This window comes from Martinezella sp. CNPSo 3957 (genome assembly GCF_057784395.1).
This window is the reverse complement of sequence record NZ_JBXSOU010000001.1, coordinates 1-21,113: the sequence shown is the minus strand read 5'-3', so window position 1 is coordinate 21,113 and position 21,113 is coordinate 1. Positions and strand designations below refer to the sequence as shown.

General features: G+C 60.3%; 17 protein-coding genes and 1 pseudogene. 8 read left to right on the top strand and 10 right to left on the bottom strand.

Annotated features, from left to right (window positions below; translation table 11 throughout):
- Nucleotides 1–137 precede the first annotated feature (137 nt).
- From AC13QE_RS00090 to AC13QE_RS00075, 4 genes are all read left to right on the top strand, one after another.
- Nucleotides 138–1,136 carry a LacI family DNA-binding transcriptional regulator gene (locus AC13QE_RS00090; RefSeq protein WP_488482059.1) on the top strand — a complete coding sequence of 333 codons (999 nt, stop codon included), beginning with the start codon at nt 138–140 and terminating at the stop codon, nt 1,134–1,136.
- Entirely contained in the window at nt 1,126–2,904 is a 1,779-nt protein-coding gene (locus AC13QE_RS00085) for an adenine deaminase (protein WP_488482058.1), read from the top strand. Before AC13QE_RS00090 ends, AC13QE_RS00085 begins: the two co-directional genes overlap by 11 nt.
- Before the next feature lie 130 nt (nt 2,905–3,034).
- Nucleotides 3,035–5,392 (top strand): Orn/Lys/Arg family decarboxylase, encoded by a 2,358-nt coding sequence (locus AC13QE_RS00080; protein WP_488482057.1) that lies wholly within the window; start codon nt 3,035–3,037, stop codon nt 5,390–5,392.
- A gap of 20 nt (nt 5,393–5,412) precedes the next feature.
- Complete coding sequence (locus AC13QE_RS00075) at nt 5,413–5,973, top strand: GNAT family N-acetyltransferase (protein WP_488482056.1); 561 nt, start codon at nt 5,413–5,415, stop codon at nt 5,971–5,973.
- 11 nt (nt 5,974–5,984) lie between these two features.
- Here the strand turns inward: AC13QE_RS00075 and AC13QE_RS00070 are convergent, their stop codons facing one another.
- A complete protein-coding gene (locus tag AC13QE_RS00070; RefSeq protein WP_132720435.1) occupies nt 5,985–6,299 on the bottom strand; it encodes a hypothetical protein in 315 nt (104 codons plus the stop codon).
- 367 nt (nt 6,300–6,666) lie between these two features.
- Between AC13QE_RS00070 and dinB the strand changes: the two genes are divergently transcribed.
- Nucleotides 6,667–7,785, top strand: coding sequence for a DNA polymerase IV (gene dinB / locus AC13QE_RS00065; RefSeq protein WP_488482055.1), 1,119 nt, complete (start codon nt 6,667–6,669; stop codon nt 7,783–7,785).
- 154 nt (nt 7,786–7,939) lie between these two features.
- Here the strand turns inward: dinB and AC13QE_RS00060 are convergent, their stop codons facing one another.
- The gene (locus AC13QE_RS00060; RefSeq protein WP_183872522.1) at nt 7,940–8,815 is read right to left on the bottom strand and encodes a helix-turn-helix transcriptional regulator; all 876 of its coding nucleotides are present in this window, start codon (nt 8,813–8,815) and stop codon (nt 7,940–7,942) included.
- 113 nt (nt 8,816–8,928) lie between these two features.
- Here AC13QE_RS00060 and AC13QE_RS00055 point away from each other — a divergent pair, with 113 nt between their 5' ends.
- Complete coding sequence (locus AC13QE_RS00055) at nt 8,929–10,383, top strand: MFS transporter (protein WP_488482054.1); 1,455 nt, start codon at nt 8,929–8,931, stop codon at nt 10,381–10,383.
- Nucleotides 10,384–10,481: 98 nt separating this feature from the next.
- On the opposite strand, the gene AC13QE_RS00050 is transcribed toward AC13QE_RS00055, so the two are convergent.
- Nucleotides 10,482–12,266 (bottom strand): trimethylamine N-oxide permease, encoded by a 1,785-nt coding sequence (locus AC13QE_RS00050; RefSeq protein WP_488482053.1) that lies wholly within the window; start codon nt 12,264–12,266, stop codon nt 10,482–10,484.
- Between AC13QE_RS00050 and AC13QE_RS00045 the strand changes: the two genes are divergently transcribed.
- Both AC13QE_RS00045 and AC13QE_RS00040 read left to right on the top strand, forming a co-directional pair.
- Nucleotides 12,256–12,468, top strand: coding sequence for a hypothetical protein (locus AC13QE_RS00045; protein ID WP_488482052.1), 213 nt, complete (start codon nt 12,256–12,258; stop codon nt 12,466–12,468). The genes AC13QE_RS00050 and AC13QE_RS00045 overlap by 11 nt on opposite strands.
- A gap of 38 nt (nt 12,469–12,506) precedes the next feature.
- Nucleotides 12,507–14,876, top strand: coding sequence for a trimethylamine N-oxide demethylase (locus AC13QE_RS00040; protein WP_488482051.1), 2,370 nt, complete (start codon nt 12,507–12,509; stop codon nt 14,874–14,876).
- Here the strand turns inward: AC13QE_RS00040 and AC13QE_RS00035 are convergent.
- From AC13QE_RS00035 to AC13QE_RS00005, 7 genes and pseudogenes are all read right to left on the bottom strand, one after another.
- On the bottom strand, nt 14,873–15,472 hold the full coding sequence (locus tag AC13QE_RS00035; protein ID WP_488482050.1) for a PAS domain-containing protein: 600 nt from the start codon (nt 15,470–15,472) through the stop codon (nt 14,873–14,875). The two genes, AC13QE_RS00040 and AC13QE_RS00035, sit on opposite strands and share 4 nt — an antisense overlap.
- A 118-nt stretch (nt 15,473–15,590) precedes the next feature.
- Complete coding sequence (locus AC13QE_RS00030; protein ID WP_488482049.1) at nt 15,591–16,928, bottom strand: trimethylamine monooxygenase; 1,338 nt, start codon at nt 16,926–16,928, stop codon at nt 15,591–15,593.
- A gap of 68 nt (nt 16,929–16,996) precedes the next feature.
- The gene (locus AC13QE_RS00025; protein ID WP_132720342.1) at nt 16,997–18,037 is read right to left on the bottom strand and encodes a heme-dependent oxidative N-demethylase family protein; all 1,041 of its coding nucleotides are present in this window, start codon (nt 18,035–18,037) and stop codon (nt 16,997–16,999) included.
- 29 nt (nt 18,038–18,066) lie between these two features.
- Complete coding sequence (locus tag AC13QE_RS00020; RefSeq protein ID WP_488482048.1) at nt 18,067–19,032, bottom strand: PDR/VanB family oxidoreductase; 966 nt, start codon at nt 19,030–19,032, stop codon at nt 18,067–18,069.
- Entirely contained in the window at nt 19,029–19,634 is a 606-nt protein-coding gene (locus tag AC13QE_RS00015) for a dimethylamine monooxygenase subunit DmmA family protein (RefSeq protein ID WP_488482047.1), read from the bottom strand. Before AC13QE_RS00015 ends, AC13QE_RS00020 begins: the two co-directional genes overlap by 4 nt.
- A 10-nt stretch (nt 19,635–19,644) precedes the next feature.
- Complete coding sequence (locus AC13QE_RS00010) at nt 19,645–20,778, bottom strand: aminomethyl transferase family protein (protein ID WP_488482046.1); 1,134 nt, start codon at nt 20,776–20,778, stop codon at nt 19,645–19,647.
- Nucleotides 20,779–20,890: 112 nt separating this feature from the next.
- Nucleotides 20,891–21,113 (bottom strand): annotated as a pseudogene (locus AC13QE_RS00005) (bifunctional methylenetetrahydrofolate dehydrogenase/methenyltetrahydrofolate cyclohydrolase); the annotation flags it as partial.

Sequence of the window (21,113 nt, the reverse complement as noted above, 5' to 3'; positions counted from 1 at the left end):
GTCCTTCGTCATCGCCAGCTTGAGCGGGCGCCAATACCGGTGAAACCGCGCTTCATCCTTGCGTAGCGAAAGACGCTCTTGCAAAAGCACGCCGCCTTGATTAATCGTTTAATCAAGAAACCGGAGCGCGCTCTTGGATGAGCCAGACACGCCCTTCTTCAATTCGGGAAATCGCAATCAAGCTGGGTGTCTCCACGGCAACGGTCTCGAATGCGCTGCGTGGCACGGGGCGGGTGTCATCAGCCCTTGCGGAACAGATTCGCCAGGAAGCGGACAGGCTCGGCTATGTGCCTGACCAAGCGGCCCGCGCTCTACGCACCGGCAAGAGCAATACGGTCGGTCTGCTGGTTCCGAATATCGGCCAACCCTTGTTTCCCGCTTTTGCCCAGGCCATCGAACGAGCTGCTAAGCGGCGCGGTCTTGCCGTTCTGATCGGTGATAGTCAGGGCGATCCGCAGCAGCAGGAATTCGAAATCAAGACCATGATCACCCGCGGCGTTGATGCGCTGATCGTGATACCGACGCGCGGCACGACCATTGCGCCCACAGATGCCCCGGTGCCCGCCGCCGTCATCGACAGCGCCGCCACAACAGGCAATGTCGCCGCCAGCGATCATCGCGAGGGTGGACGTCTCATCGCCCGCCATCTGCTCGAGCTCGGTCATGACCGGCTTCTGATCCTTGCCGGTCCGGAAAATTCGCTGGTGGCACGCGAGCGCGTCGACGGAATGTGCGAAATCTTCCGCCAGGCAGGGATCGAACCGACTTTGCGACACAGCGATGCAACGTTCGAAGCCGGCAGCGCCCTCGGCCGCGAGCTTGATCTACAGCACTTTACAGCCTGCGCCGCCGCCTATGACGCCCTCGCCGTCGGCTTTGCCATTGCCATCAAAGACAGAGGCTGCAGCATTCCGAAAGACATGTCGCTCACCGGCTTTGATGATCTGATGTGGGCTCAAATCGTCTCCCCGCCGCTTACGACCGTCCGGCAGGATCTGGAAGCGGTGGCGAACCACGCGCTCGCCTTCGTTGCCGGAGAAACCGACACCAGCGGGATATTCCCGACGGAACTCGTCGTGCGACAATCCACCGCGCGCCCATCCGCCTTTGCCAAGGGAGGCAGGCATGCCGAATGAACCCCAAGACCTCCATTCGTCCGAATTGCGCGACCGTGCCGTGCGGGCGGCGTTGGGGCTTGAGCCGTTCGATATACTCATCATCGGCGGAACGCTCGTCGATGTCGCGACTTCGGAAATGAGGCCGGCGGATATCGGCCTTGTCGGCCCCTTGATCGCAAGCGTTCATCCGTGGGGGACACGGAAGGACGCAAGCCAGATTGTCGATGCTTCGGGACATTTCATCACGCCCGGATTTATCGACACGCATATGCACGTCGAAAGCTCGATGGTGACGCCGAGGCGATATGCCGAAACGGTCGTTCCCCAGGGCACGACGACGGTCTGCTGGGACCCGCATGAAATCGGCAACGTCGCCGGCCTCGACGGCATTCGATGGGCGCTGGAAGAAACACGGCAATTGCCGCTGCGTTTCCTCACCCTGGCGCCATCCTGCGTGCCTTCGGCGCCCGGCCTGGAACTTGCCGGCGCGGAGTTCCGCTCAGACGAAATGGCGATCATGCTGAGCTGGCCGGAGATTTCCGGCGTCGCCGAAGTGATGAACATGCGAGGGGTTCTTGAGCGAAGCGAGCCGATGCGCAGCGTCCTCAAGGCCGGACTTGCGAGCGGCAAGCGCGTTTGCGGTCATGCTCGCGGCCTCGAAGGCGCGGAATTGCAGGCCTTTGTTGCCGCAGGCATCCAATCGGATCACGAACTCACCTCAGGCGAGGACTTGCTGGCGAAATTACGGGCGGGCCTGACCATCGAGTTGCGCGGTTCTCATGACTATGTCCTGCCCGGCGTTGTCGAGGCCCTGAAAAAGCTGCCTCATCTGCCGCAAACGCTGACGATCTGCACCGATGACGTCTTCCCCGACGACCTCGTGAATGACGGCGCGATGTCATCAGTCCTGCGGCGCCTCATAGGCTATGGCATGAAGCCGGTCGATGCCATCCGCGCCGCCACGCTCAACGCCGCTATGTGGTTGAACCGTTATGATCTGGGGTTGGTCGCGCCCGGCCGCCGCGCCGACATCGTCATCCTCTCCGATCTGGAAAGGATCGTGGTCGACCGCGTCTATGCATCGGGGCGTGAAGTTGCCAGAGGCGGCAATATTATTGGAAGAGGCACGAGCGTGTCCTCGGATGCCTATCGCGACACCGTAAAGCTTGAGAAACTTTCCGCCACCGATTTCACCATCACTCTGCCAGGTATGACTGAGGCAAGGGTGAACACCGTCGTCAGTCCGCGGTTTACAAAATGGGGAGAGGCGGCCGTCAAAGTCGAAGACGGCAAGCTCGTTCTGCCTGATCACATGCTCCTGATGGCCGTCATCCACCGCCATGGCAGAAAAGAGCCGACGCCCGTCATCGGCATCCTGGAGGACTGGGGCCATTGGCGCGGTGCTCTGGCAACGACGATATCGCATGACAGCCATAACTTCACGATCTTCGGCCGCGATCCGGCGGATATGGCTGCGGCGGCCAATGCCGTCATTGAGGCTGGCGGCGGCATGGCGACGGCGGCCGATGGCAAGGTGACGGCAGTGCTTCCCCTGCCCGTCTGCGGCTTGCTGTCGGATGCGCCCGCAAAGGACGTGGCCGACGACTTCGCCAGGCTGCGCGCGGCGGCCGACGCCATCGCTGACTGGATGCCGCCCATTCGCACTTTCAAGGCAGTCGTCGGAGCAAGCCTCGCCTGCAACCCCGGCCCGCATGTCACCGATCTCGGGCTGACCGACGGAACGACCCAGGACATCAGACCGCTTCTGGCTACAAGCCGAAACTGAAGTCACCGGCCAAACGGTATTATTGCCGATTTAGGAGAACATCCGAACCGCAGTGGACGTTCTATATTCTGTCACATCCATGTCATGAAATACGCCGACACCTCATGCCAAATCAGGAGCGGGTACCCAGATGGATTATTTCAGACGTTTCAACTTTCTGTTCGCGACGCCAACCTTTGACAATGAGGATCTGGAGGGTGCCCGCTACAATCAGATCGTCGAAGAGATCGAACGCTCCGGTTTCGAGGTGGTGCGCGCGCGCAATCTCGAAGACGCCGAGATCGCCGTGCAGACCGATGCCGCCATCGGCTGCATGCTGGTCGACTGGGGCAAGAAGGGTCTTGAAGGCAAGACAGCCTCTCTCATCAACCTCATGCGCCGGCGCGGCCTCGAATTCCCCATCATCCTGCTGATCCGTCGCAAGCGCTTCGAGGATGTGCCGGTCGAAGTCCTCGATTTTATCGACGGCTACGTCTTCCTGTCAGAAGAAACGCCCGCTTTCATCGCTAAGAGCCTCATCAGCCGCCTCAAGCAATATGCCGAAACGCTGAAGACGCCGTTCTTCGGCGCTCTCGTCGATTATGCCGAGGAGGGTAATCACCTCTGGACCTGCCCCGGGCACAATGGCGGCATCTTCTATAGCCGCAGCCCCATCGGTCGGGTCTTTATGGAACATTTGGGTGAAGCGGTCTTCCGCGACGATCTCGACAATTCCGTGCTCGATCTCGGCGACCTCCTGACCCATGAGGGACCTGCGCTTGCCGCGCAAAAGGAAGCAGCCAAGATCTTCGGCGCCGAGAAGACCTATTTCGTCCTGAACGGCACCTCCACGTCAAACAAGGTCGCGCTCTCGGCGCTCGTGACCGACGGCGATCTCGTGCTGTTCGACCGCAACAACCACAAGGCCGCCCATCACGGCGCCCTAATGATCTCGGGCGGCATTCCGGTCTATCTGCCGACCAGACGCAATCTCTATGGCCTGATCGGTCCCATGGATTTCGCTGAAATGGACGAGGACGCGCTGCGCGAGCGTATCCGCACCCATCCGCTGGTGAAAGATCCGGAGGCCTACAAGAAGCCTCGCCTGTTCCGCGTCGCGGTCGTGGAACAGTGCACCTACGACGGCACCATCCACAATGCCGAGATGATCCTCAAGCGGATCGGCCATCTCTGCGATTACATCCTTTTCGACGAGGCCTGGGCCGGCTTCATGAAGTTTCATCCGCTTTATGCCGGGCGCTTTGCCATGGGCCTCTCCGACCTCGGCCCGGATGCGCCGGGCATCATCGCCACCCAATCCACCCATAAGCAGCTGGCAAGCTTCTCGCAGGCCTCGCAGATCCACATGAAAGACCGGCACATTACCGGCCAGAAGCGCCGCGTAGAGCACCGGCGCTTCAACGAAAGCTTCATGCAGCACGCTTCGACCTCGCCCTTCTATCCGCTATTTGCCTCGCTCGACGTCGGCGCGCAGATGATGAAGGGCCGCTCGGGCGAAGTGCTCTGGGACGACACGATCCGTCTCGGCATCGAGCTGCGCAAGAAGATCCGTGCCGTGCGCCGCGAATTCGAGGAGAAGGAGCATCGCCCGGAACGACGCTGGTTCTTCGAGCCTTTCGTGCCGGATCGGGTGGCAATCCCGGATGTGGCGAGCCCAGGCGCCGTGCATGACGTGCCGTGGGAAAGCGTCGCAACCGACCAGCTCGCCACCAATCCCGCCTTCTGGCACCTGACGCCCGATGCGGCATGGCACGGCTTTTCCGGCATGGAACCGGGTTTTGCCATGACGGACCCGAACAAGCTTACCCTGCTGACACCGGGCTTTGATCGCCGAACGGGGAAATACACGGAACACGGCATACCGGCGCCCGTAGTCGCGCAATATCTGCGTGAAAACCGCATCGTTGCGGAAAAGAACGATCTCAATTCGCTGCTTTTCCTCCTTACCCCCGGTGTCGAAGCCAGCAAGGCCGGCACGTTGATCAGCGGCCTTGTCGCCTTCAAGAAGCTTCATGACGACAATGCGCTGCTGGAAGAGGCAATTCCGGAATTCTATCGCCGCCGTCCGGGCCGTTATGCGGGCGTGCGGCTGCGCGATCTCTGCGCTGAAATGCACAATTTCTTCCGCCAGGCCGATGTCAGCGCGCTGCAGACGAAGCAGTTTTCCGCCGAACACCTGCCACCGATCGCCATGTCGCCGCACGATGCCGCACGTTGCCTCGTTCGCAACGATGTCGACTATCTGCCGATCGACGCTATCGCCGGCCGCATCGCAACGACACCCTTCGTCGTCTATCCTCCGGGTATTGCGACCATCGTGCCGGGCGAGCGCCTGACGGAGCAGGCAAAGCCCATGATCGACTATCTCAAGATGTTTGAAACCTGCTTCAACACCTTCCCGGGCTTCGAGGTGGAGATCCAGGGGCTCTATCGCGAGATCGATGCATCCGGCAAAATCCGGCTCTATACCTACGTTGTCGCGGAATAAGCTGGAAATTCGGATTGGTCATGAAGCAGGATAAAACAATCATCGTTCGCCCGTCCCGGGAGAGCGACGTCGATGCCATGCTGGCAATCTATCGCCGCCACATTCACCGCGGCGTCGAGGCCGGGGTCGATGATAGCGACACGCCACAGCCGGACGATCTGCGCGAACGGCGCAAGAATTTGAAGGACAAACGCTTCCCGCATGTCGTTGCGATCGAGGGTGAGAAGGTCGTCGGCTATGCCTATGTGGTATTGTTCCGCAAGCGGCCGGCCTATCGCTACACCGTCAAGCATTCGATCTATGTGCATCACGACCATGTCGGCCAGGGTGTCGGGAGCCTGCTGATGCGCGGGCTGATCGACGCCTGTGCCGCTGCCGGTTTCCGGCAGATGATCGGCTATATCGATGCCGACAACTCGGCGTCGCTGGCCTTGCACGAGCGCTTCGGCTTCGTTCGCGTCGGCCTTCTGCCAGCCGTTGCCTATCGTTACGGCCGCTGGGCCGATACCGTGATGGTCCAGCGCTCGCTCGGTCCCGGCTCCACCACGCAGCCGCCTCCGCCGCCGCTCTCCACCCGCTGAAGCAAAGGGGCTTATACCGGCTGCGTTTGAGCTGGCCTGAAACCCAGCACGAAATCCACGACTTTCGAGGAGGACATTTCGCAAGGCTTGAGGGTGAGGCTGGCTCCCGAGAGCACATAGAGATTGAAGCTAACGACATCGGTCCCGCCAAGCTCCTCGCCGTAGAGCCAGATCCGTTTCCCGTCAGCCGATCGCTTGACCGTCACACCCCAGAGGCGATCTTGAAAACGCCCCTCCGAATAGCCGTCAGACAGCTTCGCCAGCGCATGTTCGAATTCCGACAATTCGGACGCCAGCAGCGCATCTTCGGTCACGGCGCCAGGCATTCGTCGCATATGCCGCAGCCGTCCTCATCCATCTTCCTCGCCGCTCGCTGCCTTCGGCAGCATAGGCACGCGGTTCCGTTAGATCGAGATTCCTCGTCATGCTCGGGCGGAAGGATTTCCATCAGCAGGTCGGAAAGGGGTTCGGTTGCGATTTGGCCCATCTTGAGGCTCCGTATTGGGGGACGGACAAGAGATAAGAAGCCTCGAAGGCATCTCAAGGTGGCGCTTGCGAATGACTGTCACAGAGCGATTTTCCCGCGTCTCTCCGGCACGACAACAGAGCCGGTTTGATATCGTGATCAGGGATGATATGTTCTGTATTTGTTTCAGATTCTGCAATTGAAGGGTCCATGCTTGAACCTGCAGCATGATGACCGAGATCGCCATGAACGACACCAACACAAACCCTGTTCGGAAGATCATCCATGTCGATATGGATGCATTCTATGCATCGGTCGAACAGCGAGACAATCCCGAGCTGCGCGGCAAGCCGCTTGCGGTCGGCGGGTCAGCGGCGCGCGGCGTGGTCGCGGCCGCAAGCTACGAGGCCCGCGCCTTCGGCGTTCACTCGGCAATGCCTTCGGTCACGGCAAAACGCAAATGCCCGGACCTGATTTTCGTGCCGCCGCGCTTCGATGTCTACAGGGCAGTGTCGCAGCAGATCCGCGAGATCTTTGCCGAATATACTTCGATGATCGAGCCGCTCTCGCTCGACGAAGCCTATCTCGACGTCACCCAGAACAACAAGGGCATGGAAATCGCCACTGAAATCGCGCTCGAGATCCGGGCCAAGATCAAGCAGGTCACCGGGCTCAACGCCTCGGCCGGCATTTCCTACAACAAGTTCCTCGCCAAAATGGCAAGCGACCTCAACAAGCCCAACGGCCAGGCTGTCATTACGCCGAAGAACGGGCCGGCCTTCGTCGAAACGCTTCCTGTCAAGAAATTCCATGGCGTCGGGCCGGCGACAGCCGAGCGCATGCACAAATACGGGATCGAAACAGGGCTAGACCTGAAGTCGAAATCCCTCGCCTTCCTGCAGGAGCATTTCGGAAAGGCGGGGCCTTATTTCTACGGCATCATTGCCCGCGGCATTGACGAGCGCCAGGTAAAGCCCGACCGTATTCGTAAATCCATTGGCGCGGAAGATACGTTTGCCGAGGATATCGACGATCTCGAGCTGGCAACGGCGGAGTTGTGGACCTTAGCACAGAAGGTCTGGCGCTACTGCGAAACAGGCGGTTTCAGCGCCAAAACGGTGACCGTGAAGATAAAATATTCGGACTTCACCCAAGCGACACGCAGTCGGACAAGCTCCCTGCCGCTCGCAGACAGCGGCGCTGTTTTTGAGACAGCCTCGGCGCTTCTGGCAACCGTCCACCCGTTTGCGCGGCCGATCCGGCTGCTCGGCATCACGCTTTCGTCTTTGACGAACGAAGAGGCCGACGATGGGAGATCACAGCCTCAGCTCGACCTCGGCATCTGAGAGATGATAACCTCCCATCCGCCATCTGGCCGCGCTCGGCATTCCCTTGGTCGAGGGACCGTAGAGCCGATTGAGGCTCAGCCAGGACGGGACGCGCCGTCGCGGGCACTTGATCACGCATCGGGTCCCCTTCACGATCTACCGGCAACGCCGCTCAGCAAGACCGCTTGCGCTTCATCATCGCGTTCAGCTTCTCCGCCCCGGCTTCGTCGACAGGTGTGTAGACGATCATGCGGTCGTCATTGCTGGGGCTTGCCCACCAATTGTTGGATTGCAGCGGCAGGACCGTGCCATCCGCCAGCCGAAAACGCTTCACGGTATTCTCGATGCCCTTGAGCTGATAGCGATCCCATACGATGCGGAACTGATCGGAAGCGCTCATATAGCGTTCCAATTGCCGCTCCCAGCTCGGGTCATCGAGATGCTCGGCCATAGAGGCACGAAACAGCGCTGCCATATTGGCCAGCATCTCGTCGGGATCGGCCTGGCTTGCACGCCAGGCAGGATTGACGAGGGACAGATAGATGCAGTTCCGGTCTTCAGGCGGAAGGGCATCGAGATCGACGCCGACGAGACGGCGATAGGCCTCGTTGAAGCCGCGTATATTGTACCGTTTCGTCTGGATAAGAGCCGGATAAGGACAGAGATGATCGAGAATGCGCTGGCTAGCCTCGGTGAGCGGCTCGCAGACGCGGGGATTTTCGAGCCGGGGCGGAACCGGCAGATTGGCCAATCTGAACAGGTGCTCCGTTTCGACTTCGTTGAATTCCAAAGCATGCGCGACGGAGAGCAGTACGCGCGGCGACACGCGGATCGGGCGGCCCTGCTCCAGCTTGGTGTACCAGGTGATGCCGATATCGGCGCGTGACGCCACTTCTTCCCGCCGCAATCCGGGTGTACGAATCCGTCCCGCTCGACCGAGTCCCAATCTTTGCGGGTCGAGGGTTTCCCGCCGCCTTCGCAACATCTCGCCAAGTTCCTGTGCCCGCGAAAGGATCTGATTGGAGCTAATATCGAGCGTGCCGTGCATTTCCATTCTCCAGCCTGACACTTCTTATACCAGTCTAAACAGGCATCTTGTACCAGTTTAACATGGGTGTAAAACGCTGTGGACTCAGTTTTGAAAATACTTTGAGGTCCCCCATGTCTTCCGCACCAATCCGGCTTGGCCAATTCGGCCTGCTGATCCTGCTGGCCGGGCAATTGCTGCTGCAGCTCGATTTTTCCATCATCAATGTCGGCCTTGCCGCCATCTCGGCCTCGCTGCATGCCGGCGAGACCGAACTTGAGCTTTTCGTCGCCGCCTATGGCGTCGCCTTTGCCGTCTGCCTGGCAATGGGTGCGCGCCTCGGCGACAATTTCGGCCGCAGGCGCATGTTCGGCCTGGCCGTCCTATTGTTCTGCCTCGCCTCGCTGCTATGCGGGGTGGCGACATCAGTCACCTTCCTCATCGTTGCGCGCGCGCTGCAGGGGATCGCCGCAGCACTCATGGTGCCGCAGGTGCTGGCAACCATCCATGTCAGCTTGACCGGACGCGATCACGCCCGCGCCGTTTCGCTTTACAGTGCAATTGGCGGCATCGCCTTCATCGTCGGCCAGGTTCTCGGCGGCTTCCTGATCTCTGCCAATATTGCCGGCTCCGGATGGCGCAGTATCTTCCTCATCAACCTACCGGTCTGCATCCTGATCCTGGTCAGCGTATGGCGCCATGTTCCCGAAACGCGTGGCCAAGGCAGAGTTCCGGTCGACTGGTCGGGCATGATAACGCTGGCGCTGCTGACTTTGTCGGTTCTGCTGCCGACCGCGCTCGGCCCGTCGCTCCACTGGAACTGGCTTTGCCTGCTCGGCTTCGTGCCGATCCTGCCACTGGTGGCACTCCTTTGGCGTATCCAGCGCGGCAAGGAGGTGCGGGGCGCCTTCCCAATCCTGCCGCCGTCGCTCACGCGCATCTCCAGCATGCGGTTCGGCGGGCTGATCGCCATACTCTTCTTCACCTGCTGGAGCGGCTTCATGTTCGTCTTCGCCCTTACCTTGCAGGCAGGTGCCGGGCTGACCCCGCTGCAATCAGGCAATGCCTTGATTGCACTTGGCGGCTCCTATTTCGTCTCGGCCGCTTTCGTCACGCCTCGCCTTGCAAACATACGGCGCGAACTCATGCTGGCGATGGGCTGCGTGATCCAGATGAGCGGGCTTGCTCTGCTCATCGTGACGCTCGAAACCGTCTGGCCGCAGCCAGGAGTCGTCAACCTCATTCCCTCCACAGTCCTGATCGGTTTCGGCCAGGCGCTGATCGTCAACAGCTTCTACCGGCTGGGGCTGGCCGACGTGCCGCATGAACATGCCGGCGCCGGCAGCGCCATGCTCGCCACCATGCAGCAGGTGTCGTTGGGTCTCGGGCCGGCGATCCTGGGGGCCGTATTTGCCCAGGTACTGCAATATTCCAGCGCCTATCTCTCTGCCGGGGTCACGGCGATCGCCGTCGAACTCGGGCTGATGGCCATCCTGCTGGTGGCCACGCTTCTACGATTGGCACGGCAGCGCAGCCGACCAGAAGAAGACGCCGATCTCGGCGACGCCCTCATCGTCGCACCCGAATGATCGGACGATCAGCGTTAAAAGCATTGATCCCATAACAAAATCCGGCCTGTCGCCAGGCCGGACTTGCAAGCATAGGCCTCGTCTTCGACCAGATGCGGCTACGCCGGCAGCTGGAAGACCCAATTGGCGATCAGCACGATGGCAAGGCCGCCGGCAAGCGCCAGATAGGGCAGAATACCCGCCTTCTTGACACCCAGATCCTGGCCGACCAGACCAAGATCATCCATGGCGCCGGCCGGGAACTTGCCGCCATCGCGAACATAATGCCTGTAGGCAAAGACCGGCAGAATGAGAGCTGCAAAGGCAAAACCGATCCAGAGAGCATTGGCATAGCCCCAGACCTTGGCGCCGGCGCCCAGGAAGAGCGCATTGACGAAGGCAAGGATGGTATTAAGGCCGATGAGCCAAGACGGCGCTTTCCACGGGCGCTCGACATGACCGGAGTCCATGCGGTGGATCCAGCCGGAATTGAGGTTCAGGAAGTTGAAGATGATGTATCCGACGTTAGAGACGGCAAGCACGAAGAAATAGCCGCTCGTGTCCGACGCAATGGCCAGAAGAAAGAGATTGAAGGCGAAGTCCGTCCACATCGCTCTCGTCGGCGCACCGTTCTCGTTCACATGATCGAGATATTTCGGCAGCCAACCGTCCTTCGAGCCCTGATAGAGAGTGCGCGAGGAACCCGCCATTGCCGTCATGATCGCAAGGAACAATGCCAGGATCATCAGGATGACGAGTAGCTGGGTAACGATCCGGCCGGCGCCGATCAGGCCGCCGAGCGCTTCAGCGACGCCGGTGCCGTCGACGATGCCTGGCGCCAGCATGCCGGCATGACCGAGCACACCTTGGAAAGCAAAGGGCACCAGGAAGAAGAAGACGCAGCAGGCAAGGCCCGAGTAGAAGATTGCCTTGAACGTATCCGTCTTCGGGTTCTTCAGTTCGCGCGTGTAGCAGACCGCCGTCTCGAAGCCATAGGTCGACCAGGCGGCGATATAGAGGCCGCCGAGGAAAAGCGTCCAGCCGCCATTGCTCCAGGTGCCGTCAGTCGCAGCGTAGGCCGCTGTCGGCGGTAGCAGGCCGGTCACGTTGGCGGAGAGGATTTGGCCGCTGACGATCGGATAGACGCCGATGATCAGAAGCGGCACGAGCACGATGATCGCGAGCCACTTCTGCACGCTGGCCGTTTCGGAGATGCCGCGATGCTGGATCGCAAAGATGATCAGCATCAGGACTCCGCCAATGAAGAAGGTGGCGTTGATATTGGCGGTCGCGAGGAAAGGAATGTTGAAGCTGACGAGAGACCAGTTGCGGATGGCCGGCGTAAAAGCTGCAACGCCGTCGGCGCTGAGCAACGCTTTCACCGCATCGTCGGGCGATGTACCGGCGTGCGCCGCGATGTATTCGGCAACACGCGGGCTATCGGCGGTGATCGACGTCGCATGGGCGCTGATCCAGCTCAAGACGGCCTGCGAATCCGCTGCCGGAATGGGATAAAAGGCATTGAGAATATAGCCGGCCGCTATGGCGCAGCCGAGGGACAGCACCGGCGACCAGGCAAACCAGTTGCACCAGACCGAAAGCGGCGCGATGAATTTCGAGTAACGCAGCCAGGCCGTCGCGCCATAGACCGAGGCGCCGCCGGACTTGTTGCCGAACATGCCGGCAATTTCGGCATAGGTGAAAGACTGCAGGAAGCCCATGATCATCGAGATGATCCACACGACGAAGGCAAGCTTGCCTGTCGTGCCGGCGATGCCGCCGATGGAGAAGAGAACAAGCGGCGGCACGCCGGCAGCCACCCAGAACGCGCCCTTCCAGTCAAGCGCGCGTATAAGCTTACCTTCGGTGCCGGCGGAAGCGCCGGCGTCCACGATGTCAGTCATTGGCGATATTCCCCATTTTGTTCCGGACGTATCTCTCGTACGTCTCCCTGAACGTGCCTCCCATGGCATTGCGGGGCTTGCTGGAGGTTTTCATGAGCCGAGTCTGCGCGCGGATTCCAGATGCATGCCCTTTATGCATAGTGAAGATATTTTCTTTTTAGTCAATATCTCTTTACTTTCAGACGGCATTTTGTCAGCATGATTCCGGTGTCCGACACGCCTCATTCCCGAGAGGGCTCTATGCGAGATCTCCATCCGTCAGCAGCCGGCATACGGCCCGTCTCGGCGAGCATTATCCGCTATCCGGGCGTTCCAGCGCTGCCGCCGGACACCGAGCGCTATCGCTGCAAGGGCGGTGGATCGCTGGTCGTGCGCGTCGAACCCGGCGATCGGATTTCGGTGACGGATAGCGAAGGCGGGCAGGTCTGCGAGCTGACCTTCCTTGACGAGAAGGGCCGCTTTCAATCCGCTGGCCTGGGGTCGGCATTCACTGGCGAGGCGACAGGTCTCAAAGCCATTCTTTCTTCGGAGGATGAAAGTGCGGCTCGCGTCAGGACGGCGCTGGAGCGGCGCGGAGCCGATCTGGCATCCGCAGCGGCACTTCACCTCTTCGGCGCCTCTTCGCCGACAGGCAGTACCGCGGAATTCACGATCGCGACCAAAGGCCTGCTTGTCGCCTGTGCACCAGGAATGGCCATGTCACCGGAAACGCAGGATACGGCAACACCCATCGAAGTCAGGATCCGTCGCACGACCATCCTGCGAGACTATGCCTCCGCATTGCCCGAACCGCTCGCCGATCCGATCGAGGATATTCGCATAAAAGCGGCGACCGCTTCGGCCTATTTTGTCCGCGCCGGCGAATATATCCAGATCATCGATGTCTATGGTCGGCAATGCACCGACTTCCAGGCCTTTTCCGCCCGCAAGGTCGATAAGGGGCTCGATCTTGCGCTCGACTCCACCGTGACCCGCACCCTGCTCGGCCGCAGCTATCCAGCGCCCGGGCTGCCGTCCAAGGCCTTCGACCGTGATTTCGAGCCGCTGGTGGAGATCGTCCAGGATACGGTCGGCCGCCACGACGCCTTCGCAACGGCCTGCAATTCCCGCTATTACGACGACATGGGCTATCCCGGCCACGTGAACTGCACCGACAATTTCAACGCGGCGCTCGCGCCCTATGGCATTGCCGGCCGAAAGGGCTGGGAGGCGCTCAACTACTTCTACAACACCAATGTCGATCACAATAACCAGCTCTATCTCGACGAACCTTGGTCGAGACCGGGCGATTACGTCCTGATGCGCGCACTGACGGATCTCGTCTGCGTCTCCTCCTCCTGCCCCGATGACATCGATGCGGCCAATGGCTGGGACCCGACCGATATCCATGTCCGCACCTTTTCAGGCAAAGAAAAATTCACACGAGCGGTGGCCTATCGCATGACCCCTGATGCCGACCCCGAACTGACGCGGGAGACCGCGTTTCACCCGCGCCTCTCCGCCCTGACGCGCGACTACACCGAATATCGTGGCTTCTGGCTGCCGAACCGCTTCTCATCGGAAGGACCGGTGGAGGAATACTGGGCCTGTCGCGAACGCGCCGCAGTCATCGATCTTTCGCCGCTGCGCAAGTTCGAGGTGACGGGGCCGGATGCGGAGGAATTGCTGCAATATTGCCTGACGCGCGATGTGCGCAAGCTCTCGACCGGCCAGGTGGTCTATTCCGCCATGTGCTACGAACACGGCGGCATGATCGACGACGGCACGCTGTTTCGCCTCGGAGACAAGAATTTCCGCTGGATCGGCGGCGATGACTATAGCGGCATCTGGCTGCGCGAGCAGGCGGAGAAGAAGGGCTTCAAGGCCTGGGTCCGCTCCTCCACCGATCAGATGCACAATATCGCGCTACAGGGCCCGAAAAGCCGCGATATCCTCAAGGAGATCATCTGGACGACGCCGCGCCAACCGACGATCGGCGAGCTCGAATGGTTCCGTTTCGCGGTCGGCCGCATCGGCCACTTCGAGGGAGCACCGGTCGTCGTCTCTCGCACCGGTTATACCGGCGAGCTCGGCTACGAGATCTTCTGCCATCCGAAGGATGCCGCCACTGTCTTCGATGCGGTCTGGAAAGCCGGCGAGCCTTACGGGCTGAAGCCGATGGGTCTTGAGGCGCTTGATATGGTTCGCATCGAAGCCGGCCTCGTCTTTGCCCATCATGAATTCGACGATCAGACCGATCCCTTCGAGGCCGGCATCGGTTTCACCGTCCCGCTGAAATCGAAGCAGGATGATTTCATCGGCCGCGAGGCATTGGTGCGACGGAAGGAAAATCCCCGTCATCTGATGGTCGGTCTAGATGTCGAGGCCAATGAAGCCGTGGGACATGGCGATTGCATCCATATCGGCCGTGCGCAGGTCGGCGTGATCACCAGCGCGACACGGTCGCCGATCCTCGGCAAGACCATTGCGCTAGCGCGGGTCGATGTCACGCATGCGGGGGTCGGCACCAAGGTCGAGATCGGTAAGCTGGATGGTCAGCAGAAGCGGCTTCCAGCTGTCATCGTGCCGCTTTCTCACTACGATCCGCAGAAGACGCGGCCGCGATCCTAATCCGCCTTCCTCTGTGCGCTCGAAATCGCGCGCGCAGCTTCTTCCGAAGAGTTGGCAAGCGAACGCATTTCGGCCGCCAGAACAGCAAAGCCCGATCCCGCCGTCCCCGCTCTTGCAGCCTCGATGCCGGCATTGACGGCAAGAAGCTTCAGATAGCGCAGGGACTGCAGGATCTCATTGGTCTTGGACGCGGTAACCCGCATGCCGGCGGTCTGCTCGTCGATACGCTGGTAGAGCGATTCGATATTCAGGATGCTGCCTTCGAGATAAAGAAGCTCCCCGGCCTCATCCCATACGCCGCCGCCGGTCTCCGTTACCCAGAGGAAATGGCCGTCGCGATGACGGATGCGATACTCCATCGTCCAGTCGGTGCGGCTTTCCAGAGCCTTGCCGACAAGCTCGTCCATAAGCGGGATATCCTCTTCGCACATGATCGAAGTGAAGGTTCGGGTGCGGTTGCCGATGATCTCATCGGCGGGATAGCCGAAGATGCGCTCTATGCCGTCGGTCATCTCAAGCATCGTATAATTTTCATCTGCCCGGCAGCGATAAAGAAAACCCGCCATACGGCCGAGAACGCTTGTCTGGAAATCCATGAAGGCCGTGCCCCGAAGAGAAGGTTGCGGATGAACTCGTTTCGTCTCAACGCATAAAAGAGCCGGCAAGGGCTGCTCTTCGCCTCCCTTGCCGGTTAGGTGGGGAAGTGACCGCGGATCAATTGCGCAGATATTCCTCCATCGAATCGTCAAGCGCATCGACCCAGGGCGTATGATGCGTCGGCGACATGGTGCCGGTCATCAGCGAGCGGTAGGCGTGGTCGCGGAAGCCCATGATGTTTTCCGCCTTGTGGTGCTCCCACTCCATGAAGGTCTTGTTCGTGCCTTCGATGTCGAAGCTCGGATAATCCGTCTCGGCGAGCAGCTCCTTCACATAGTCGCCCTGGTACCAGATCATCTGTTCGGCATCCTCGAGCGTTTCCTCGCGGGCACGCCACTTGTCGAAGTTCGCCTGCAGCTCCGCTTCCGGCGGCAGCTTGATACGGCCCATGATGACATCGCGCGCCCACCAGGCCTGCACGTCGAACATGTTGAAGGTGTAGAACTGATCTTGCATGCCGATATAGAAAAGCTGCGGATTCTTGTCGAAGATCACGCCCTTGTAGAGATGGTCGGCCCAGAGGCGGTTTGCCGTCTTCAAACGCAGATCATCCGGTAGGAAGGGGAAATGATGCTGATAGCCGGTGCAGAGGATAAGCGCGTCGACCTCCTTCGATGAGCCGTCGAGGAAATAGGCCGTCTTGTTTTCAAGACGCGTCAACAGCGGCCGCTCCTCGAAATTCTCGGGCCATTTGAAGCCCATCGGCTTGGAGCGATAGCTCGTCGTCACCGACTTTGCCCCGTATTTCCAGCATTGCGAACCGATATCCTCGGCCGAATAGCTGCGGCCGACGAGGAGGACGTCCTTGCCCTTGAACTCCAGCGCGTCTCGGAAATCGTGCGCGTGCAGCACGCGGCCGTTGAAGGTCTTTACGCCCTCGAAATAGGGCACGTTCGGCGTCGAGAAGTGACCCGAGGCGACGACGACATAGTCGAACTCCTCGTCATACATCCGGTCCTGGGGGCGATCATGCGCGGTTACCGTGAACTTCTTCGTCTCTTCATCGAAGCGCACCATGCGCACCGGCGTGCTGAAGCGCACCCATTTGCGCACATCGGCCTTCTCGACGCGGCCCTTGATATAGTCCCAAAGTACGGCGCGCGGTGGATAGGAGGCGATCGGCTTGCCAAAATGCTCTTCAAAGGAATAATCGGCGAATTCCAGGCATTCCTTCGGGCCGTTCGACCAGAGATAACGATACATGCTGCCATGCACCGGTTCGCCATATTCATCGAGGCCTGTACGCCAGGTATAGTTCCAGAGGCCGCCCCAATCCGCCTGCTTTTCGAAGCAGACGACTTCCGGGATATCAGCACCCTTCTTTGCAGCCGATTGAAAGGCCCTTAGCTGGGCAAGGCCCGAAGGGCCGGCACCGATAACGGCAACTCGTGTCATGTGGCATTCCCCTTCTCGATTCTATCGAAATTCTTATGGCATGCAGAAGTTCGGCGTGGCGTCCGGCATCAATCCGGGAAGATGCCGGGGCTGGTCGGCGCGCCGTCGTCATATCGCGAAAGCCAGTCGATCGTGGTCTGGCGGAAGCGCGTCAGGCCCTTGTAGTCGATGAGCTCGGGCGGCAGCGTCTTCAGCACGCGCGGAAAACGGCGCGCCCATTTCGGCACGGTGACGAGCTCATTCATGTTCATCAGATAGCAGCGGATGACGAAGAGAATGGCGTTGGAGCGCGGCAGGCGCCACAGGCTCTGCAGCTCCACGCGCAGATGCACCTTCTCGCCGACATTCTCAGGCGTCACCGTGGTGCGGTCCGGACCCCATTTCGGATAGTTCTCAGGACTGGTATCGAGGCGCGGATTGATCGTCATCGTCCAATTGAACCGGCGCGTTGGCTTGCCCAGCTGCAGGTTCAAGAGGAATTTGAGCGCACGGTCGAAGACGCCGATCTGGTGGGCGAGCGGCACCGGCCCGTGCCACTCCATGAAATTCATGCCGATATCGAAATCGAGCGACCAATCGGCCTGGGTCGTCACCATGCCGGCATCCATCCAGAGATTGCCGTCGCGCTGGTCGACGATGCAGAAATCGCCCTGCGCCTGGCGCGTGATGTATTCGAAAGGTTCGTAAGGCAAGGTCGATGCATCACCGAAGGTGAAGGTGTCGTCTATGCCAAGAGGACGATTGATCCAGCGCCACTGGTCGCCGTTCTTGGTGAGCGTGAAATGCTCGGGATAGCCGGCCGCCTGCTCTTCCATCAGCAGTTCCAGCGTATCCCATTGCGCCGTCATCATGTGCGGCAGCGCCTGATAGCGCAGCGGATCTTCCTTCAGCACCAGAGCCCGGTCGTGCATCTCGGCGACATAGTGCTCATCGACGTCGATGAGGCTTTCGTAGACCGTGTTCTTCCGCCCCTTCACATGCGGCTCCATGTTGACAGAATACATGTATTCGTCGCGATCGAAGGGGAACGGGAAACGCCTGATATTTTCCGGACTGTTGCGGTAGCTGAAATCGTCCCTGAACGTTTCCTGCTTGAAGGCGATTGCCATGTCCGTTCTCCTAGATATCGGTTGAGTGCCTAAAGGTCGAGATGCAGCGCGCTTCCTTCGAAGCGGGAAACGCAGATCATCACCTTCCGGCCGGAGGCCTTTTCTTCGTCGGTCAGATAGACGTCATTATGCAGAAGCTTGCCGTCGCAGACCGCGACACCGGTCTCGCACTGTCCGCAGGCACCGCCGCGACAGAGGAAGGGCGCATCGATGCCGGCAGCCTCGATCGCCTCCAGCATGCTCTCATGATGGCCGACGTGAACGGTCTTGCCCGACCGCGTCAGCGTGATGGAGAAAGGCTTTCCGGGCTGCGACGACAGGAAGCGCTCGGAATGCAGGTTCTGTTCCGGCCAGCCGGCCTCGATGCCCGTTTTCAATACGCCATCGATCATGCCGGCCGGGCCGCACACATAGAGATGCGTGCCGAGCGGCTGGCTTTCGAGCAGACGTGCCACAGGAATGAAATTGCGATCGGCATCGCAATAGATCTTCACCCGCTGCAAGCCATATTGCTCGACAAGCTCCCGGCAATAGGCGCCGCGATCGAGCGAGCGCACGGCATAATGCAGCTCGAAATTCGCGCCTTCGCGGGAGAACTGCTGCATCATCGCAATGAAGGGCGTGATGCCGATGCCGCCGGCAATCAGCAGGTGCTTGCGGCCGCGCCAGTCCGGCTGGAAGAGATTGACGGGATAGCTGACCTTGAGCTCGTCGCCCTCCCTCACCTTCTCATGCATGAAGGCGGAGCCGCCGCGCGAGTCCTCGACGCGCAGCACGCTGATCTCATAGGCCGAGCAATCATGCGGCGCCGACATTAGCGAATAGGCATTGCGGCGAACATGGCCTTCGTCGTTCATCGAGACGATGACATGGGCGCCGCCGGAAAAATAAGGCATCGGCGCGCCGTCGAGACGCTCGAAGCGGAAACGCTTGATGCGGTCGGCAATGGGCGTCACCTTCGCGACACGAACAGGAATTTCCGTACCACCGCTCACAGGAACAACTCCTCTGGATCGGGCGCAGTGCCCGGCTCTTCCGCATCGATATTGACGCCCTGGAAGGCGCCGAGACGGCGCGAGTAGTGGTCGCGCACCAGAAGCGGCAGACCGCAATGGCTGCAGTTGAATGGGCTGTGCGTGACATCCTCGGTGATGCCCTTGCAGTGGACGCATTGCACGCGGCGCGCCAGGGAACCGCGATGTTCCGTGATGATCGAGGCATGATCCATGCCGTAGTCGAGCGCCACCATCATTGCCTGGCCGATAAAGCCCTCGGTGCCGGCTATATAAAGCCGCGTGCCCATGTGAGCTGTTGCAAGCGAGCCCTTCAGGCGGAAGAGCAACGTCGCAATGGTCGGCGCCGTGAAGAACATGTCGGCGCCGAGCCCGCGCAGTGCCTCATCATGGCCTTTTCCTTGCGAGCCGCGCGCGACATAGAGGATTTCGCTGCGCGACAGGATGGTATCGTCAAGCCCGGCCGTCTGGTCGAGGAGGGCATTGGCGCCCTCGCCTTCCAGCGCGAACAGATGCCGCCGGGCATGCGGCTGGATGGAGAGACCTTTGTAGACCGGTCGGCTCTTGATGCCTTCGACAAGCATGAGCGCCTCCTTAGCCGATGGCCGTCCTCTTCTTCTTTTCAGGATCGTCGAACGGCAGCGTATGGGCTATTGCGCTCGTCTTCAGGCTCTTGCCGCGCACTTCGAGCTTCGTGCCCTGTACGGCCTTGTCGACATCGAGTCGGGCGATCGCCATCGATTTCTTGGTGAGCGTCGAATAGCAGGGGCAGGTGATGACACCGACCTTTTTGCCCTCGGCATAGACCTCGTCGCCGAGATCGGCCGGACCGTCCGCATCGATCAGCATGCCGAAGATCTTGAAGCGCTCCTTGCCCTTGAGGCGCGCATGTTCCTCGGCGCCGCGGAAACCCGTCTTGCCGGGGCTGACGGTGAAGTCGAGGCCGAGCTCCCAAAGGCTGTCGCCGGGCGGCTGGTCGGCGAAGGGGTACATCTGCGAGTTATCGTATGGATAAAAGAGAAGATAGCTTTCGACGCGCAGCATGTCGAGGACGCTGAAGCAGCAGGGAATGATGCCCATCTCCTCGCCTTCCGCGACGATGCGGTCCCAGACCATCGGCGCGTCCTGGCCGCGCACGAAGATCTCATAGCCGCGCTCGCCGGTATAGCCGGTGCGCGAGATCATGACAGGCGCACCGAACAGCGTCGTCTGCATGTGATGGAAATATTTGAGATCGCGGATACCGGGCACATATTTGGCGAGATAGTCGACCGCGACAGGTCCCTGCAGCGACAGATCATGCAGATCGTCATCGAAGAGAACGGCACAGTTGCGGCCAGCCGCTTGCTTGAGCACTTCCTCGTGGCCGGAGCCCGAGCCATGCACCAGCATCCATGAGTTCGGACCGGTGCGGTAGACGATGCAGTCGTCGGTGAAGTAGCCGCGATCGTTCAGCATCGCGGCGTAGACCGAGCGGCCGGGATAGATCTTCGACATGTCGCGGGTGGTGATATAGTCGAGCACGGCAATGGCGTGCGGTCCGACCAGATGCACCTTCTTCAGGCCGGAAACATCCATGATGCCGGCTTTGGTGCGGATCGCGACATGCTCCTGCGACATGTCCTTCTCGTAGGTCCAGGCGGTTCCCATGCCGCTCCAGTCCTCGAGTTTCGATCCGAGAGCACGGTGCCGGTCCGCCAAGGCGGAGAAACGCCATGATAATGCCATTTCGTTCCCTCATTTTCTTCTATGGAATAATTATTTCCTGACTATAGTCGTCTTTCATGCCTTGGCAAGCCGATCCGAGTGGTTTTTTGTCATCACCCGGATGGCATTTTCTTCAAAACTTAGGCGGCTTTCTGCCGGCTGAGCGATAGGCTGCGATGACGGTATTGGCCATCAGCATGGCGATCGTCATCGGGCCGACACCGCCCGGAACCGGGGTGATGGCGGCAGCGACTTCGGAAGCTTCACCATAGGCGACATCGCCCACCAGCCGGCTCTTGCCCTCGCCCCGCTCCGGTGCCGCGATCCGGTTGATGCCGACATCGATCACGGTCGCT

Excerpts from the sequence above, each read along its gene's own strand:
- AC13QE_RS00075 (WP_488482056.1), top strand. The coding sequence starts at position 5,413 with ATGAAGCAGGATAAAACAATCATCGTTCGCCCGTCCCGGGAGAGCGAC.
- AC13QE_RS00050 (WP_488482053.1), bottom strand. The coding sequence starts at position 12,266 with ATGACTGACATCGTGGACGCCGGCGCTTCCGCCGGCACCGAAGGTAAG.
- AC13QE_RS00040 (WP_488482051.1), top strand. The coding sequence starts at position 12,507 with ATGCGAGATCTCCATCCGTCAGCAGCCGGCATACGGCCCGTCTCGGCG.
- AC13QE_RS00010 (WP_488482046.1), bottom strand. The coding sequence starts at position 20,778 with ATGGCATTATCATGGCGTTTCTCCGCCTTGGCGGACCGGCACCGTGCT.
- AC13QE_RS00080 (WP_488482057.1), top strand. The coding sequence starts at position 3,035 with ATGGATTATTTCAGACGTTTCAACTTTCTGTTCGCGACGCCAACCTTT.
- AC13QE_RS00045 (WP_488482052.1), top strand. The coding sequence starts at position 12,256 with ATGTCAGTCATTGGCGATATTCCCCATTTTGTTCCGGACGTATCTCTC.
- AC13QE_RS00030 (WP_488482049.1), bottom strand. The coding sequence starts at position 16,928 with ATGACACGAGTTGCCGTTATCGGTGCCGGCCCTTCGGGCCTTGCCCAG.
- AC13QE_RS00090 (WP_488482059.1), top strand. The coding sequence starts at position 138 with ATGAGCCAGACACGCCCTTCTTCAATTCGGGAAATCGCAATCAAGCTG.
- AC13QE_RS00070 (WP_132720435.1), bottom strand. The coding sequence starts at position 6,299 with ATGCCTGGCGCCGTGACCGAAGATGCGCTGCTGGCGTCCGAATTGTCG.
- dinB (WP_488482055.1), top strand. The coding sequence starts at position 6,667 with ATGATGACCGAGATCGCCATGAACGACACCAACACAAACCCTGTTCGG.
- AC13QE_RS00015 (WP_488482047.1), bottom strand. The coding sequence starts at position 19,634 with ATGCTTGTCGAAGGCATCAAGAGCCGACCGGTCTACAAAGGTCTCTCC.
- AC13QE_RS00085 (WP_488482058.1), top strand. The coding sequence starts at position 1,126 with ATGCCGAATGAACCCCAAGACCTCCATTCGTCCGAATTGCGCGACCGT.
- AC13QE_RS00035 (WP_488482050.1), bottom strand. The coding sequence starts at position 15,472 with ATGGATTTCCAGACAAGCGTTCTCGGCCGTATGGCGGGTTTTCTTTAT.
- AC13QE_RS00060 (WP_183872522.1), bottom strand. The coding sequence starts at position 8,815 with ATGCACGGCACGCTCGATATTAGCTCCAATCAGATCCTTTCGCGGGCA.
- AC13QE_RS00055 (WP_488482054.1), top strand. The coding sequence starts at position 8,929 with ATGTCTTCCGCACCAATCCGGCTTGGCCAATTCGGCCTGCTGATCCTG.
- AC13QE_RS00025 (WP_132720342.1), bottom strand. The coding sequence starts at position 18,037 with ATGGCAATCGCCTTCAAGCAGGAAACGTTCAGGGACGATTTCAGCTAC.